The sequence below is a fragment of the Lachnospira sp. CLA-JM-H23 genome, from assembly GCF_040096425.1.
GTDB classification, from domain to species: domain Bacteria; phylum Bacillota; class Clostridia; order Lachnospirales; family Lachnospiraceae; genus Lachnospira; species Lachnospira rogosae.
The window spans coordinates 356,576-372,368 of record NZ_JBBMET010000001.1 but is presented as its reverse complement, the minus strand read 5'-3'; the positions used below and the strand labels follow the sequence as shown (position 1 = coordinate 372,368).

Genomic DNA, 15,793 nt, shown 5'->3' with positions numbered 1-15,793 from the left:
CTTATAAAATCCTATAAAATTATGAAACTATTTATATAAGGCTTGTGCCTGTTCATAATCTTTATACAAGCCTGCCATCTTCAATTCGTAATATTCTGTCTGCAATCTTTGCAATTTCAAGATTGTGGGTAATCATTACAATTGTCTGATTATATTTCTGATTAGAGAGTTTTAATAATTCTACGATTTCATCACTTGAGCGTGAGTCAAGATTTCCTGTCGGCTCATCCGCAAGAAGTATTGCCGGGTGATTAATAAGTGCCCTGCCAATTGATACCCTCTGCTGTTGTCCACCTGATAACTGATTAGGCAGATGTGACACCCTATCCTTTAAACCAAGAGTGTTGATAAGCTCATCAAGTTCGCTTTTGTCAGGTGTCCTGCCGTCAAGCTCACAAGGTAAAGTAATATTTTCCTTAACATTAAGAATTGGTATAAGGTTGTAGAACTGATATATAAGTCCGACCTGTCTTCTTCTAAATATTGCTATCTTGTCACTATTTAGGGAATATATATCCTCACCCTGTATATATACCTTTCCACTTGTAGGTCTGTCCACACCACCAAGCAAGTGAAGAAGTGTTGATTTACCACTTCCTGAACTTCCCACTATAGCTACGAACTCGCCTTGTTCCACGCTGAATGAAATGTCATTTACTGCAAGTACAGCATTGTCACCTTTGCCATACTGTTTAACAAGATGTTCTACCTTTAATATCTCCATAAAATGTCTTCCTTTCCGTCACAAATATAGATGTGCTATAAATATTAATTACTTTATTACATAGCTCAATATACACTGGCAAAATGACATTTCAGTGACATTTATTTTATATATTTAACTATAAATGTTGTCTTTTCATCATCGGACTCCACACTTATATAGCCTCCCTGCTTCTCAATTACTGCCTTAGCAAGAGGAAGTCCTATTCCCATACTGTTATCTTCGTATTTAGCTTCACTGTAATAGCGTTCAAATATCTGCTTCTGTCGTTGGTCACTCAGTTTATCACCTCTGTTAGTTATATACACTGCTGTATACACATCATTATCTGTTATATTTATCTTTACAGTACCTTTATGTCTACTATGTTCAATTGCATTTTTAATAATATTCTGTAATGCTTCCCTGTTCCAGTTGTAATCGCCATTTATATAGATGTCCGATTTGTTCAATTTATTCACTTTATTATCTGACCCTTTATGAATATTATCTGTATTTGAATTATGAACATATATGTCTATACTAACAGCTTTAATTTCTGCTATAACCTCAAGATTACCTACCGCTTCTTCTATAATCTTATTAATAGAAATGTTCTCATTATTGAACTCAACTACACCTGCATCAATTCTTGACAGCTTAAGCATAGACACAATCATCCAGCTCATTCCATTAACCTGATTTAAAGCTTCATATATGAATTTCTTCCTTGTAGCATATTCCATATCAGGATTATCATTAAGATTATCCAATAGAATCTGAGTTGAGGTAAGTGGTGTCTTTAACTGGTGTGATATGTCAGATACCGACTGTGCTAACATAACCTTTTTTATTCTGGCTGAGTCTGCCTGTTCCTTCATATATACCATAATTTTATATAACGAATTCTTAAGACTGCTAAGCTCATCTTCTGAATTATCATTTATTTCCAGCTCATAATTACCGCGTGATATTTTATCCATATAATCCTGCAATTGGACGATGGCATTCTTTCTTCTCCTCAAATATATGTAAAAACATATAATAAACAATACCGACATTACACCAATAATTAAAGTGCTGACTATTATATTGACATTTCTTATGTCACTCATATCTTTAATATAAAATGTATTATCTGTTATTCCATTTTTTCTTAATATGTTGTAAAATTCTTCTGATGTTGTACTGCTTTCAAGTTCACCGTAGGACTTATTTAATATAATCGCAATTTCTTCCATATCAAAGTCCGGATACTGGCTGATTACATTTTCAATAATACATCTTATATATGTATTCTCCATATTCTTGTACTTATTAGTATACCAGCCTATCCATGACATATATACCACTACGCCGACAACCAGCACTACACCTGTTAATAACAGACTTTTAACAGCCTGCTTATTCTTATATGCACCCATATTTTCTCCAATCTGTTATTATATTCATTCTAATCTGTTATTATATTTTCATATTCTTTCTAACACATTATAATATTCTGTCCATTCTGCTGATATAATATATTGCAGATTGCTCTAATCTGACAATCTGTAACCTACACCCCTCACCGTCACAATAATATTTCCTTCTTTATCGCCTATCTTCTCACGAAGCCTTTTGATTGTAACTGTAAGTGTATTATCATTTACAAAGTTACCTGCTGAATCCCATATATGTGATAGTATTTCTTCCCTTGTAAATACTTTTTTAGGATTTTGTAACAAAATTTTTAATATCTCAAATTCAAGCTTTGTAAGCTTAATTTCATTGTCTTCCTTGTACAATTTTCTTATATCAACATTCATCTTTAAATTAGCATATGTAAGCTCATTGCCGCTCCGGTTTCTTCTTAGCACATTCTTAATTCTCGATAGAAGTTCCATATTGCGGAATGGCTTTATAACATAATCATCTGCACCTAACTCCAACCCCATTACAACATCTTTCTCCTCATCTTTAGCTGTAAGAAATATGACAGGGGCTATATCATCAGCTTTAATCTTTCTGCAAAGCGAAAAGCCATCCCCATCAGGAAGCATTACATCAAGTATGACAATATCTATATTCCATACATCACCAGCTCCAATTAAAGTTCTATATTTTTCAGTGTCCTTTGCATTATCTAATATCTCCTTTGCCTGATATGCACTTCTTGCAACCCTGACATTATAACCATTATTGGTAAAAAGGTATTCCAGCCCCATAATTATTGCTTCGTTATCCTCTATTAATAAAATATTACTCATATCTTTTCTCCAATCTTAATTCTTAATTACACAGTTATCATAATACTACTGTTTAATACACTTTATTATTTAATCAGCTATTTTTCTTATTTTTCTTAAGTTCACATTATTATATAATATATAAAATAAAATATTTTAATTGTATACCCTGTTTAATATATCCATACAAATATAGTTTCATTATTAAATAATATTTATCGATTTTGTCTTGGATTGAATTATTTTGATTGTATTTGAATTATTTTACGAATTGTATAAACAATAATTTTCGTGTATAATACATACCTGTAGTTTATACTATCAGGGGGAAACTTATATGTTTATAGGGAATTGTAACGTAACTGCTGAACTTGTCAGCTTAATTGTGGCCGGATTTTTGACATTTCTTATGTTATACTCCAATCCAAGAAAGACGAGTTCATACCAAATCATTCATTATGGAATACTTTTATCGATGATATCTATTGCCACGCAGCTTGCATTTTTTTATAGTCAGGCTCACACCGATATGTTTAACAGAGAATTAAGATTATTCCTGTCGTTAGCATTTTTAGCAGAATACCTTGCATTACTAATGATGCTCTATGTGTATATATGTCTTCTTTCAACAAGGACATTACATCACACGAAAAATCTGCAATCAAAAGTATTATCATTCGGATGTACTTATGCTATTGCTGTTTTTGCATTTGCAGTATCTGGTAAATTACCGGATATAATTGATGGTTTACTGCCATTAGAATATTATATTAATTTTTATGCTATCTTTGGCATAATAACCTGTTTAATATGCCTTTTATCCATATTATTAAATAAACATTCAATTCCAAAGGTAGTCAATAAATATGCTTTAATATTTATTCCAGTAGATTTCATAATGCTTTCAGTTCAATTTATGACAAGCAATATAATATTTTCAAGTCTCACATATGTATTACCATTTTTAATATATTATATATTATTTCACAGCAATCCATATGATGAACTTATTGGCTGTCAGAATATGCACTCCTTTGAAGCAAGATTTACAGACAGTGTATCAATGAAACGTAAATTTCTCGTTGTATACCTTAACTTTCCTCAGCTTAAAAATGTAAATTATGCTATTCATAATGAAAAAGTTGAAGAAACAGCCGCTAATGTATGCAGACGAATTGAAAAGCTTCATCATATGGTTCATATTTACCGATTTACCAATGATGAATTTGCTATGATTTTATATATCAAGGATGAAAACAAAATAAAGCAGTTTCTCAATAATGTGGAGATGGCAATAATTGATTATATGACTGCTTCATCTTACACAATTAACTACAGAATAGCTGCTATCCAGAGCAATCCTGTTGTATCATCAACACATAAGTTAAGCTCAATGTCAGCCTACCTTTTTAATAAAATTGCCAATGAACCTGGCAATCAGTGTTATCTTGCTACAGATAAGGATTACAAGGAATTTCACGAGGCATACAAGATTGAACAGCTTCTTCTTGATATCCGCAATAAGAATGACCTTGATGACGAACGTGTATTATGCTATGCACAGCCTATATTCAGTGTTAATAACAATAGCTTTAGAACAGCCGAGGCACTTATGCGCCTCTCACTTGATGGAACAATCATATATCCGGATAAGTTCATACCTATTGCTGAGAAGAATAACTGTATTCATACTTTAACGCGAATAATTCTTAACAAGGTATGTAAGATTGTAGCTGAATTTGAGAAGAAATATGACTTTGATGCAATAACTATCAATTGTTCATCATCAGAATTATCTAATCGTAATCTTTTTGATGAACTTATGGCTATAATTAATTCCAATAATATTATGCCAGAACATATCCGTCTTGAACTTACAGAAAGTGCTATGTTTGATGATTTCAATATGGTTATTCACAATATGGAAAAGCTTAATGAGTCAGGTATCAAGTTCTATCTTGATGACTTCGGAACTGGATACTCTAACCTTGAAAGAATTATTGGCTGTCCATTTAACACAATCAAGTTCGATAAAACACTGCTTTACAAATCTCTTGATAACTCCGCTGTATCGGATATCGTATCTCACCTTACAAGCGTATTCAAGGAACAGGGATTTGTATTATTAATTGAAGGCGTTGAAAATGAAGAGCAGGCATCTTACAGCATAGATAAAGGCTTTGATTATATTCAGGGTTACAAATATGCTAAGCCACAGCCTGTTATTAATTTGAAAGACTACTTTGATAAGCTGGAAAGGGCTATATCTTAATATTTTGCTTATTAATTGCATACTTATATAGTATTATAATCAGTGCCAGATTCCAATAAAATGGTTTGTAATGAAATACCGACCTATAATTGTTATGATTGATAATCTAACTATTATAGGTTGGTATTTTTTATATATGTAAATTGATGTTTTCCATAAATAAATATTTTTAATAATTACTTTTTCTTCTAATTATTAATATATTAATCCGCAATTCCTTATAAGCTAAATATAAAAAATGACCATTATACTTACCAATAATAAGTATAATGGTCATTATATATATGGGGATTTTAAATATAATCGTATAATAATACTACCACTAATTATTTAATCACCCCATTAATTCTATTCTTAATCAACATCCCACCAATTGTTGGCAGTGGTCTTTTCCTGTCACCCTTAGGTGCTGATTCTTTCTCAGCCTCAACAATTCGTTTCTTAATCTGTTCCATTTTATCATCTAACTGTGCAAGCTGGTTAGCACAATCTGATAATTCCAATGCAAGTATTTCAGCTTCGCTGTCTGGAATATTCTTCTTATATCTTAGCTTATGCTCAACACTTGCCCAAAAATCCATAGCAATAGTCCTAAGCTGAACTTCAACCTTCATTCTTCGTTTCTCATTCTGTAAGAATATCGGTATCTCAATGATAAGATGAAGACTTCTATAACCACTCTCTTTAGGATTCTTGATATAGTCCTTTTTCTCGATAAGTATTATATCGTCCTGCTGTAAAAGACAATCAGCAAGCATATATATGTCCTCTGTAAATGAGCATATTACTCTTATTCCTGCAATATCCCTTATATTCTGCTCAATAGATTCCATTGTAAATGGAATATTCTTCTTGTTAGCTTTCTTGATAATTCCTTCTGTTGACTTTATTCTTGTCTTAATAGTCTCTATAGGATTACGGTCATACTGTAAAGAAAACTGCTCATTAAGAACCTTGAACTTAGTCTCAACTTCCATAATTGCACATCTGTAATAAGCCATAAGTTCATTAAATGGCATTGTATTCTCTCTTATAAAATCAAAAACTTCATCTGACATAAGATTTTCTCGTATAAATCTCTGTTCTTCCTGTTTTAAAAAATCTTCAATACCCATTAGTTATTATAAGTTCCTTCCTGCTATTCGCTTGTAAAATGCTTTATCAACAGCACAATTATCCATTATGCAGTATATTCCTTCTAATATAAGCAAATGTATAATCTTCACCTTTCTCTGACAACATAACAAGTAATGAATACAATAATTTCTTAGTATTAGGATTAATTATATAATGATCCATTCCTCTCTTAAAATAATTCAAAGAATCTGCATCTGTATACTTATCTTTATTATATATCTTACTTGCAGCTACCCTGTCACAAAACATTTCAATAACATAATTAACAGGCATTTCCATTCCTATAAGACTTCCATCACCACTTTTAGCTGGATAATCTATCCAGTATTCATAGTGGTGCTTATTTCTTCCTTTATGATGAAGCCACGCTGTTGAACAGCCCTCTGCTTCCCTCTGTGCATTATTCGGACTTCTGTTACCATCCTGATAATACTTTACACCTGGAATAAACTCTGAAAAGCTATATTTGGATAAGTCGTGCAATAGTCCCTGCTTATACAGACCCACACGAAAACAATTCTTCATAACCTCTAACTTATGCGTATTAATAGTATGCAAATGTCCAAAAAAATTATGAAAAAACTTACCCGGCTTCATTACTGTCAATCCTCCATGCCTGATTTTATCCTAACAGTCCGTTTGTTAGAAATTGTTAATTATTAAACTATCTTACCACGCACATTATACAGTATTCATATAAGCAAATTCAAGCATTACAGCAAGTCTTAATACGAAAAATCGAAAAACTTAATAACTTTATATATTCTTTATTGATTAATCTCACATATTACCTTGATGCCTTTATCGCTTCATCATAAAAGTATTCCTGTGAGTTAATCGACTCTTCACCTTCTTTAATACCTTTATGGTAATAGTTGCCGTCACTTCCCATAATTCTTGCTTTAACATTATCTTTAAGCATTATATTAAACATATGTAATATACGCTCTTTAATACTTTCATCATATACCGGTCCAGCAACTTCGACCCTCTTAAGAGTATTACGTGTCATAAAATCTGCTGAGGAAATATACATCTTCATATCTGCACCCTTTCCGAATATATATATTCTTGAGTGCTCAAGAAATCTACCAACAATACTTGTGATTGTAATGTTATCTGTATATCCGGTTATTCCTGCAACCATACAGCTAATCCCTCTTATAATCATATCAATCTTTACCCCGCTCATAGATGCCTCAACAAGCTTCTCTATTATAACCTTATCTGTGAGCGAATTAATCTTTATTCCTATATAAGCTTCCTTTCCTTCTTTTGCAATAGCAATCTGCTCATCAATTAATGAAAGGATTTTATTCTGTAAGCACTTAGGTGCAACGAGCAAATGCTCTGTATTGTCAACAACATCTCCAAGTCCGAGATTATTGAATACATCTGCTGTCTCCTTGGCAATAGCTTCACTTGAAGTAAATAAAGCAAGATCTGTATATAATTTGGCAGTTTTTTCGTTAAAATTACCTGTTCCAATATGTGTTATATAACGAAAATCTTCTCCGTCTTTATATGTTATAAGACAAAGCTTTGAATGAACCTTGATATGGTCTATTCCGTATATAATCTTACATCCTGCTTCTTCAAGCCTGCGTGACCATTCAATATTATTCTCCTCATCAAATCTTGCCCTCAGTTCAACAAGTACAACAACCTCCTTGCCATTCTCAGCCGCATCAATAAGTGCCTCTACTATCTGCGAATTCTTGGCAACACGGTATAATGTCATCTTAATTGACAGAACCCTGTCATCACCTCCTGCTTCATTAAGAAGCCTTATTAATGGATGCATACTCTCATATGGATAACTGAGCAATAAATCCTTCTTTGCAAGCTGGTCTATAAGCGGCTGCTTAATATCAATATTACTTGAATTCTGTGGTACGCGTCTTTCATAGAACAACTCTCTCCTGCTTCTTAAGTCATCCTGTATCTTTGATATAAATGACATCTCAAGAGGTGACTCAGAATAAAATACCTGCTTCTTATCAAGCTTAAGTTCCTTACATAAAGCAGATATTACTTTATCATCAAGCACTCTTGAATATTCAAGCTTTACAGGACACAGCTTCCTTCTTTCCTTAATAAGCTGTTCCATAGTATCCCTGTAATCCATCTCTTCATCATAGAATGCTTCGTCCATATCTATATCTGCATTTCTTATAATTCTAATCAAAGACTTACTCTTAACACTATATTTCTTAAATATCTTTGGAAGAAAATGCAGTATAAGTTCTTCAATAAGCATATACTTATGACTGTCTGATGGTATTGGAATAAGTCTGTCAAATACACCATTACTGCACGGAACAACGCCTATCTTGTCATTGTTCTTTGAACCAAGAAGTGCCACTGCATATATTTCTTTATTCTTAAGAAATGGAAATGGATTCTTCTTGCTTATAACCTGTGGTGATAATATAGGAAGAATTGAATTATTAAAATATTCCTCTAAATATACAGCATCAGAATATTCAACATCATTAAAACTTATAAGCTTTACTCCCTGCTCCTCAAATCTATACATAAGCTGCTGATATATCTTATCTTTCTTATGCAGTAATTCCCTTGTCTCACTAAAGACAGCATCAAGCTGCTCTCTTGCTGTCATAAGTGTCTTATTATCAAATCCTGCATTCTTATCGTGCTTATTTCCCTTAGCAAGCAACATCTGGTCATATAATGAACCAACTCTTACCATATAGAATTCATCAAGATTACTATTAAATATAGATACAAATGTTAATCTCTCACATAAAGGCACTTTTAAATCCGCAGCCTCATCAATTACTCTCTCATTGAACTTAAGCCAAGACAACTCTCGGTTAGCAAAATATGGCTTTGGTACATCAGCACCTGAAGCGTTGCTCTTAATATCTCCGAATAAAGCACTGCCATTTATCTCACCAACTAAAACATTACTCTTAACCTCATCGGCTGAAGTATTATTCTTAACCTCTGCCTGATATACATCTTTATTAATATATGCGTTATCTGAATTAATCTCTTTAAACTCTGGTTGATTCATCTCTTTATTATCACTGATATTCTTCTTATTATTAACTTCTTTATTGTTATCATTATTAATAGTCATATGAGCCTCTTTATCTTTCTTCCAAAATCCTAGTCTCCAAAACATATTCCCATCGCCTTTGCTTCTGTAATTATTCCCGCCTGTGGATCTACAGTCTTTAATCTGCCCGCAACTTTATTTAATTCAATCTTATCTATCTGATTATTGCGGACACATACCATATATCCATATTCTTTATTTATTATAAGTTCTGCTGCTTTAGCTCCTAACCTTGAAGCTAATACCCTGTCATAAGCACAAGGGCTTCCACCTCTTTGTACATGACCTGGTACAGTAACCCTTACTTCCTGACCTGTTCTATCCATAATACCTGCACCAATTCTGTATGCTGCTGATGGATAATGCTCCTTCTTTCTTACTTCTTTAAGTTCTTTCTTACTATATAACATTTCCTCTTTGGATATTATACCTTCTGCAACTGCAAGAATTGTAAAATGCTTTTTATCATTAATTCTTTTATTAATTGCTTCTACAACCTTATCTAAATCGTATGGTATCTCTGGTATAAGTATTACATCAGATCCACCTGCTATGCCCGCATGCAGCGTAAGCCAGCCTGTCTTATGTCCCATAAGTTCAACTATAAATACCCGGCTGTGTGATGCCGCAGTTGTATGTATACAATCTATGGTATTCGTTGCTATATCAACTGCTGACTGGAAACCAAAGCTTACATCTGTCCCAACCAGATCATTATCAATCGTCTTAGGAAGTGTTACAACATTAAGTCCTTCTTTATATAAAAGATTGGCTGTCTTATGTGTACCATTACCTCCCAATATTACAAGACAATCAAGCCCTAACTCCTTATATGTGTGCTTCATTGCCTCAACCTTGTCCTTACCATTCTCATCAGGTTCATTAATCTTCTTAAATGGTGTTCTTGATGTTCCAAGTATGGTTCCACCTATAGTTAATATCCCTGAAAAATCATTAATATCCATAAGCTTATATGTATTATTAATAAGTCCTCTGTACCCGTCAAGAAAACCATATATCTGAACATCATCCACTTTATTGTAAAGACTTTTAGCTACACCTCTCATAGCGGCATTAAGTGCCTGACAGTCACCACCGCTTGTCAACATTCCTATTCTCATATTAATCTCCATTCCTGCACACATTTTTGTACATATCAAGCTTATGTCTAGTGTGCACAGACACAACCTCGCGTGTAAAAATTTTTTTTACACTTATATCTTTATCTTTGTTACTTATTATTTTCTATTGTACATTAAACAACTATCTAATATCTTCATTCTTGATATATTTCAATAAATTGCTTCATAGTTTTGCAATTTCTGACATTATATTATAGTAGTTATGTAAAGTTTAACGAACTTATATGTAAAATCTATGTAAATTAAATATACTATACAATGTATTCACATCTATACCAAATTAATATATTTATAGTATATCACACTATATTTTTACTGTACATATATATTTTAAAACTTATATACTTTTTATATATTCAATTAGATAAATTTCAACTAATACTAATTACATTTTTCAATGCATTATGATACAATAAGAAGCACTGAATTAGTATGCCGTTATCTATACACCGGCATTTATGGAGGATTAATATGACAAGAAAAGAGATTAATGAAATCAAATCACAATTCAATATAGAAGACTGTGGAATTCTTAAATTATGCGGATGTTATGTTGATGGTGAGAAGAATAAAGTCACAACTATTAATGAAACATTCCTCAATCTTCCTGAGGAAGAACGCCATAAATATATAGATATATTTAAAAAATGTCTTTCTGGCACACCAGGACGTAACCTTATTGATATGCAGTTTACTCTTGATGCCTACGGCGATAAACAGCCTCACGATTTTCTGCTTGAGCTAAGAGACAGCGAATTAAAAGACGAGAATAAACTCAATGAATTATATGATAAAATAATCGCCAACTATTATTATCCTGGCAACTACTTAATTCTTGTAATCAATCAGGCATATGATGTTCCGGGTATGACTGCAGATAATATTGCTATGGAAGACGCTTCTGATGAAGTGTATAACTACATTTTATGCTGTATCTGTCCGGTTACTCTCTCTAAACCTGGGCTTGGATATTTTGAAAATGATAAGACTTTCCACAATCAGGTTCAAAGCCATATGGTTGACAATCCTGACATAGCATTTCTTTTCCCAGCCTTTAATAATCGGAGTTCTGATGATGAAAAAATTCTGTATCACTGTAAAGATATAGATGATTTCCAACAGAATTTTCTTACATATGTACTTAGCTGTGAAATTCCACTTCCAGCCAATGTACAGAAAGAAACCTTCAATACATTAGTAACTGAAACACTTGGTGATGATTGTAACTATGAAACTGTTAAAAATATTCACGACAACCTCAATGAAATAATTGATGAACACAAAGCTGTTTCAAGCGCTCCTGTAATGCTTGATAAGACTGAAGTTAAGGAAATTCTTGAAAAAAGCGGCGTAAAAGAAGAAAAGCTTGCTGACTTTGAAGAACATTTTGAGATGGCTGCTGGAGAAAATGGAAAACTTGCCGCTAACAATATCACACCTTCAAGAAAATTTGAAGTAAAGACACCCGATGTTGTAATCAAAATCAATCCTGATAAAACCGACCTTGTAGAAACCCGTGTAATTGACGGAAAGCAGTGCCTCGTTATCCAGATTGATGAACATCTTGAAGTAAATGGAATTTCTGTTAATCCTGATACCGGCGAAGTAATTGACCGCAATGAAAATACTAATAACAATATATACTAGATTAATTATGCAATAAAATAAGCATTATTGTATACAATAATACTTATAATAAAAAATACCGCATTAATGTGTAACATATTCCAAGTTATGGAATATCCACATTAATGCGGTATTTTTTATTATTTATGCACTAAACAGATGATTATAATTCACATATCTGCTTATGTACTATATCTTAAAGAACTTCATTTCTGAGTTAAGCTTCTCTGATATCTTCATCAAATCATTAGCAGTTGTTGAAAGCATACTAATTGTAGCTGTAAGCTCCTGCATTGAAGCTGTTGTTTCCTCAGCTGATGCAGCATTCTGTTCAGAAATAGCGGAAAGATTAGCTATTACGTCATTAACCTGTTGTCTTGCGTCATCACAGGAACCTACATTAACCTCAATTGCTGCTGTCTCCTGTCTTGATACATTAATGCCATCACTAACATCAACAAAACTGTCCCTTGTCGCATTAAGCTTAACGACCTGCTCATTAATAAGAAGCTTTGTAGAATTCATCTCTTCAACAGTCTTTTCTGATTCCTGCTTAAGATTTTCAATTATCTGCTTAATCTCACCAGCCGCTTCATCTGACTGTGATGCAAGCTTCTGTATCTCAGATGCAACAACTGCAAATCCTTTTCCCGCTTCACCAGCCCTTGCTGATTCGATTGAAGCATTTAGTGCTAAAAGACTTGTCTGGTCTGCTATATTAGTAATGAATGCAGCTGCTTCTCCAATCTTGCCAACCGATTCATTAGTAAGCTCAATCTGATCTGCAATCTTATTAACTGCTTCTGTAGTATGGTCATTAGACTCAGATAACTCAACCATAGTATTCATTGAAGTATCACCTGCGTTACCCATAACATTAGCCGCCTGTGTAAGATTAGATACCTTCTCAACAATATCCTCAATAAGCTTGCCCATATTAGCAATATATGATGAAGCATTCTGGATTTCCTCTGCCTGCGACACAGCTCCTTTTGATATATCTTCAACTGCACTTGATATTTCTTCTGTAGCCTTACTTGACTGGCTCGCTGTAGCCGCCATCTCATCTCCAGACTTATATAACTGATCTGCTGATTCTGTAAGTCCTGTCACAATACCATTAAGTTTGCTGATAAGTGCCTGTACAGAACCCGCCATCTCTCCAATCTCATCATTACGCTTTAACATATTAGGATCAACCTTCATAGTTAAATCACCATTAGACAGGGAAACAAATAATCTGTTGACTGTCACTAAAGCATTAGCAATTTTTCTGGAAAGCATCAATGATATCACTGCTATTACTAAAAGAACAATAATTGTTACTCCCACAAGTGCTATAACCTTCTGTATAATAAATGATGTTATAGCTGTTCTTGGTTCTCCAGCAAATAACATACCCACAATATTGCCGTTATAATTCTTTAATGGAAGATATACACCTGTATAATCAACTCCATCAATATCGATATGATCTGCTTTATATGTCTCTCCTGTCTTAACCTTTTCCCATACTGAATCTGGTGCTTTAAGGCTCAACATTCTCTTATTATTAGAATCTCTTAATGATGTTACCTTGGAATCAACACCATAAAAGATTGCAATATCTGCATCATTATCATCTGTAAACTTATCAATTCCGTCCTGCTTCTGTGAAAGATTAGTATCACCTTTAAAAATGTTACCATTATTATCGACACGCCAATCACCAGAATATGTATTATCATAACTTGACTTTGTTGCCTCTGCTAGAAGCACAAGTCCATTAGATGCCTCTGCATTCATACCAGCTGACATATTAACAATTGCAATAATAAGCACTACTGTAATACCCACAACTGTAGGAAGAACAGAACTAGCTATAAGTCTTGCTTTAATACTCATCTTAAGTCCCGGCTGTCTATACTCATTCGATGTGTTATTATCATTAGAAATATCCTTATTCTTAACTGACTTCTTAGACTTACTCTTAACAACCTTAGGCTTGTCAGCTTTCAATTTATCTTTTACAGGCTGCTTAGCTGATTCCTTCTTTCCAAATCTTTTAGACTTTGGAACTTTTACCTTCTTATCCACTTCTGATACAGCTTCCTCGCTATCTGCTTCAGGCATCGTAGATTCAGCATCAACCTTTGTTGTATCTTCCATACCATAACCTCCTAGTTTCTTATATAACATAGAATATATCATTTCATATCGTTGAAGTATTATAACATAAATAAATATAAATGTTCTACATTTTTCTACTCTTTTTGCACATATTTTCCTGTATTATTAGATATAAATTAATCCCATTCAGCAAGTGTTCTATAAATAAAAAAGTTCCCCGGTCTGGGGTGACCGGGGATGAGTAGAGGGGATAGAAATATAGTCAAGTATATTGGCTTTGGAGATTGTCCAATATACTTTCGTCCAAATTAAACTTAGTATCAGGTTCTCAAAAATATAACCAAACAAACATCATCTAACTTTCAAATATCATAACCTGACACAATCTATTATAATATCTTATTAAATATTGTCAATTAATAATTAACCTAAATTAACATTAAATAATAAAATCTTTCTCATCAGTTAAATATCAATATGCAAAACAATTATTAATATCTACCTGACACTTTTACATATTATAATAGGTTACTTTTAATATAGCAACTGAAAAATTGTATTTTTTATACTTTTTTAATGATTTATTGTCCTGTGTTATTATTATAATAATTAATCTGTCACTTTGTCAAGCTCTCTTTTAATTAATTCTGCCGTTGGTGTTATAGCAAGACCTTCTCTGGCTGTTTCTTTTAAACTTGATGGCATTGCCGCACCAATTCTCTGCATTGAATCAATAACTTCATCTGGTGATATTACACTTTTAATACCTGCCATAGACATCTGTGCAGCCGTTATTGCATTCATAGCTCCCGCAACATTTCTTTTAATACAAGGAACTTCTACAAGTCCACATACCGGATCACATGCAAGACCTAACATACTCTTTAATGCCAATGCACTCGAATTAACTATCTGCAGGCTATCTCCTCCCTGAAGAAATGTCAACCCTGCCGCCGCCATTGCACTTGCACTTCCAATCTCTGCCTGACAGCCTCCTGATGCCCCGGCTATAGAAGCATTTTCTGCTATAACTGCTCCAATTCCTGAAGCAATCAGCAACGCCTTAACCATATCATCTTCAAGTGCCTTAAAATATGTTTCATATGATATAAATACCGCTGGAATTACTCCACAAGACCCCGCTGTAGGTGCAGCTACTATTCTACGCATACACGCATTAGACTCTCCCATTTTAAGAGCTTTTTCCATAACCATTCCTACAAAATCTCCACATATATTCCTGCCTGATTTGTTATATTGATACATCAGCTCTCCGTCACCACCTGCCATCCGGCTTGGTGACTTAAGAGATTTATCATAATTATTATCTGCAGTTTTCATAGCTTTATACATCAGACGCATATTTTCAAAAATCTTATCTTCGGAAACCATACGCTCGTGTGCATTATCCATCATAATAACCTGCCATATCTGTGCATTGTTCTTATGACATAATTCCACCAAATCATTTATAGAATGATAATTCATTAT

11 protein-coding genes are annotated in these 15,793 nt (G+C 33.3%); 2 read left to right on the top strand and 9 right to left on the bottom strand.

The window, feature by feature from the left end:
- Positions 1-61: 61 nt before the first annotated feature.
- The 3 genes from WMO42_RS01655 to WMO42_RS01645 all read right to left on the bottom strand — a co-directional run bounded on the left by WMO42_RS01655 (position 62) and on the right by WMO42_RS01645 (position 2,952).
- A complete protein-coding gene (locus tag WMO42_RS01655) occupies positions 62-724 on the bottom strand; it encodes an ABC transporter ATP-binding protein (RefSeq protein WP_349191400.1) in 663 nt (220 codons plus the stop codon).
- A 101-nt stretch (positions 725-825) separates the two neighbouring features.
- A complete protein-coding gene (locus WMO42_RS01650) occupies positions 826-2,127 on the bottom strand; it encodes a HAMP domain-containing sensor histidine kinase (protein WP_349191399.1) in 1,302 nt (433 codons plus the stop codon).
- 114 nt (positions 2,128-2,241) lie between these two features.
- Positions 2,242-2,952: a response regulator transcription factor gene (locus tag WMO42_RS01645; protein WP_349172771.1), complete on the bottom strand. Its 711-nt coding sequence runs from the start codon at positions 2,950-2,952 to the stop codon at positions 2,242-2,244.
- A gap of 316 nt (positions 2,953-3,268) precedes the next feature.
- Between WMO42_RS01645 and WMO42_RS01640 the strand changes: the two genes are divergently transcribed.
- A complete protein-coding gene (locus tag WMO42_RS01640) occupies positions 3,269-5,203 on the top strand; it encodes an EAL domain-containing protein (RefSeq protein ID WP_055306488.1) in 1,935 nt (644 codons plus the stop codon).
- A gap of 326 nt (positions 5,204-5,529) precedes the next feature.
- On the opposite strand, the gene WMO42_RS01635 is transcribed toward WMO42_RS01640, so the two are convergent.
- The 4 genes from WMO42_RS01635 to WMO42_RS01620 form a co-directional block, all read right to left on the bottom strand.
- Positions 5,530-6,318: a GTP pyrophosphokinase family protein gene (locus WMO42_RS01635; protein ID WP_349172783.1), complete on the bottom strand. Its 789-nt coding sequence runs from the start codon at positions 6,316-6,318 to the stop codon at positions 5,530-5,532.
- 58 nt (positions 6,319-6,376) lie between these two features.
- Positions 6,377-6,937 (bottom strand): DUF5662 family protein, encoded by a 561-nt coding sequence (locus WMO42_RS01630; protein WP_349191398.1) that lies wholly within the window; start codon positions 6,935-6,937, stop codon positions 6,377-6,379.
- Between the two features lie 190 nt (positions 6,938-7,127).
- Positions 7,128-9,446: a polyphosphate kinase 1 gene (gene ppk1 / locus WMO42_RS01625; RefSeq protein ID WP_022501290.1), complete on the bottom strand. Its 2,319-nt coding sequence runs from the start codon at positions 9,444-9,446 to the stop codon at positions 7,128-7,130.
- Positions 9,447-9,475: 29 nt separating this feature from the next.
- The gene (locus tag WMO42_RS01620; RefSeq protein WP_022501289.1) at positions 9,476-10,546 is read right to left on the bottom strand and encodes a 6-phosphofructokinase; all 1,071 of its coding nucleotides are present in this window, start codon (positions 10,544-10,546) and stop codon (positions 9,476-9,478) included.
- A 492-nt stretch (positions 10,547-11,038) separates the two neighbouring features.
- Between WMO42_RS01620 and WMO42_RS01615 the strand changes: the two genes are divergently transcribed.
- Positions 11,039-12,214 carry a DUF4317 domain-containing protein gene (locus WMO42_RS01615; RefSeq protein WP_055175335.1) on the top strand — a complete coding sequence of 392 codons (1,176 nt, stop codon included), beginning with the start codon at positions 11,039-11,041 and terminating at the stop codon, positions 12,212-12,214.
- A 168-nt stretch (positions 12,215-12,382) separates the two neighbouring features.
- Here WMO42_RS01615 and WMO42_RS01610 read toward each other — a convergent pair whose 3' ends face one another.
- Both WMO42_RS01610 and sdaAA read right to left on the bottom strand, forming a co-directional pair.
- Positions 12,383-14,341 (bottom strand): methyl-accepting chemotaxis protein, encoded by a 1,959-nt coding sequence (locus WMO42_RS01610; protein ID WP_318255880.1) that lies wholly within the window; start codon positions 14,339-14,341, stop codon positions 12,383-12,385.
- 570 nt (positions 14,342-14,911) lie between these two features.
- The gene (sdaAA, locus tag WMO42_RS01605) at positions 14,912-15,790 is read right to left on the bottom strand and encodes an L-serine ammonia-lyase, iron-sulfur-dependent, subunit alpha (RefSeq protein ID WP_022501286.1); all 879 of its coding nucleotides are present in this window, start codon (positions 15,788-15,790) and stop codon (positions 14,912-14,914) included.
- Positions 15,791-15,793: the final 3 nt, after the last annotated feature.

What these genes read in the sequence shown, in the direction of transcription:
- WMO42_RS01655 (WP_349191400.1), bottom strand. Translation starts at nt 724, where the DNA reads ATGGAGATATTAAAGGTAGAACATCTTGTTAAACAGTATGGCAAAGGT.
- WMO42_RS01630 (WP_349191398.1), bottom strand. Translation starts at nt 6,937, where the DNA reads ATGAAGCCGGGTAAGTTTTTTCATAATTTTTTTGGACATTTGCATACT.
- WMO42_RS01640 (WP_055306488.1), top strand. Translation starts at nt 3,269, where the DNA reads ATGTTTATAGGGAATTGTAACGTAACTGCTGAACTTGTCAGCTTAATT.
- WMO42_RS01645 (WP_349172771.1), bottom strand. Translation starts at nt 2,952, where the DNA reads ATGAGTAATATTTTATTAATAGAGGATAACGAAGCAATAATTATGGGG.
- WMO42_RS01650 (WP_349191399.1), bottom strand. Translation starts at nt 2,127, where the DNA reads ATGGGTGCATATAAGAATAAGCAGGCTGTTAAAAGTCTGTTATTAACA.
- WMO42_RS01635 (WP_349172783.1), bottom strand. Translation starts at nt 6,318, where the DNA reads ATGGGTATTGAAGATTTTTTAAAACAGGAAGAACAGAGATTTATACGA.
- WMO42_RS01610 (WP_318255880.1), bottom strand. Translation starts at nt 14,341, where the DNA reads ATGGAAGATACAACAAAGGTTGATGCTGAATCTACGATGCCTGAAGCA.
- sdaAA (WP_022501286.1), bottom strand. Translation starts at nt 15,790, where the DNA reads ATGAATTATCATTCTATAAATGATTTGGTGGAATTATGTCATAAGAAC.
- WMO42_RS01620 (WP_022501289.1), bottom strand. Translation starts at nt 10,546, where the DNA reads ATGAGAATAGGAATGTTGACAAGCGGTGGTGACTGTCAGGCACTTAAT.
- WMO42_RS01615 (WP_055175335.1), top strand. Translation starts at nt 11,039, where the DNA reads ATGACAAGAAAAGAGATTAATGAAATCAAATCACAATTCAATATAGAA.
- ppk1 (WP_022501290.1), bottom strand. Translation starts at nt 9,446, where the DNA reads ATGACTATTAATAATGATAACAATAAAGAAGTTAATAATAAGAAGAAT.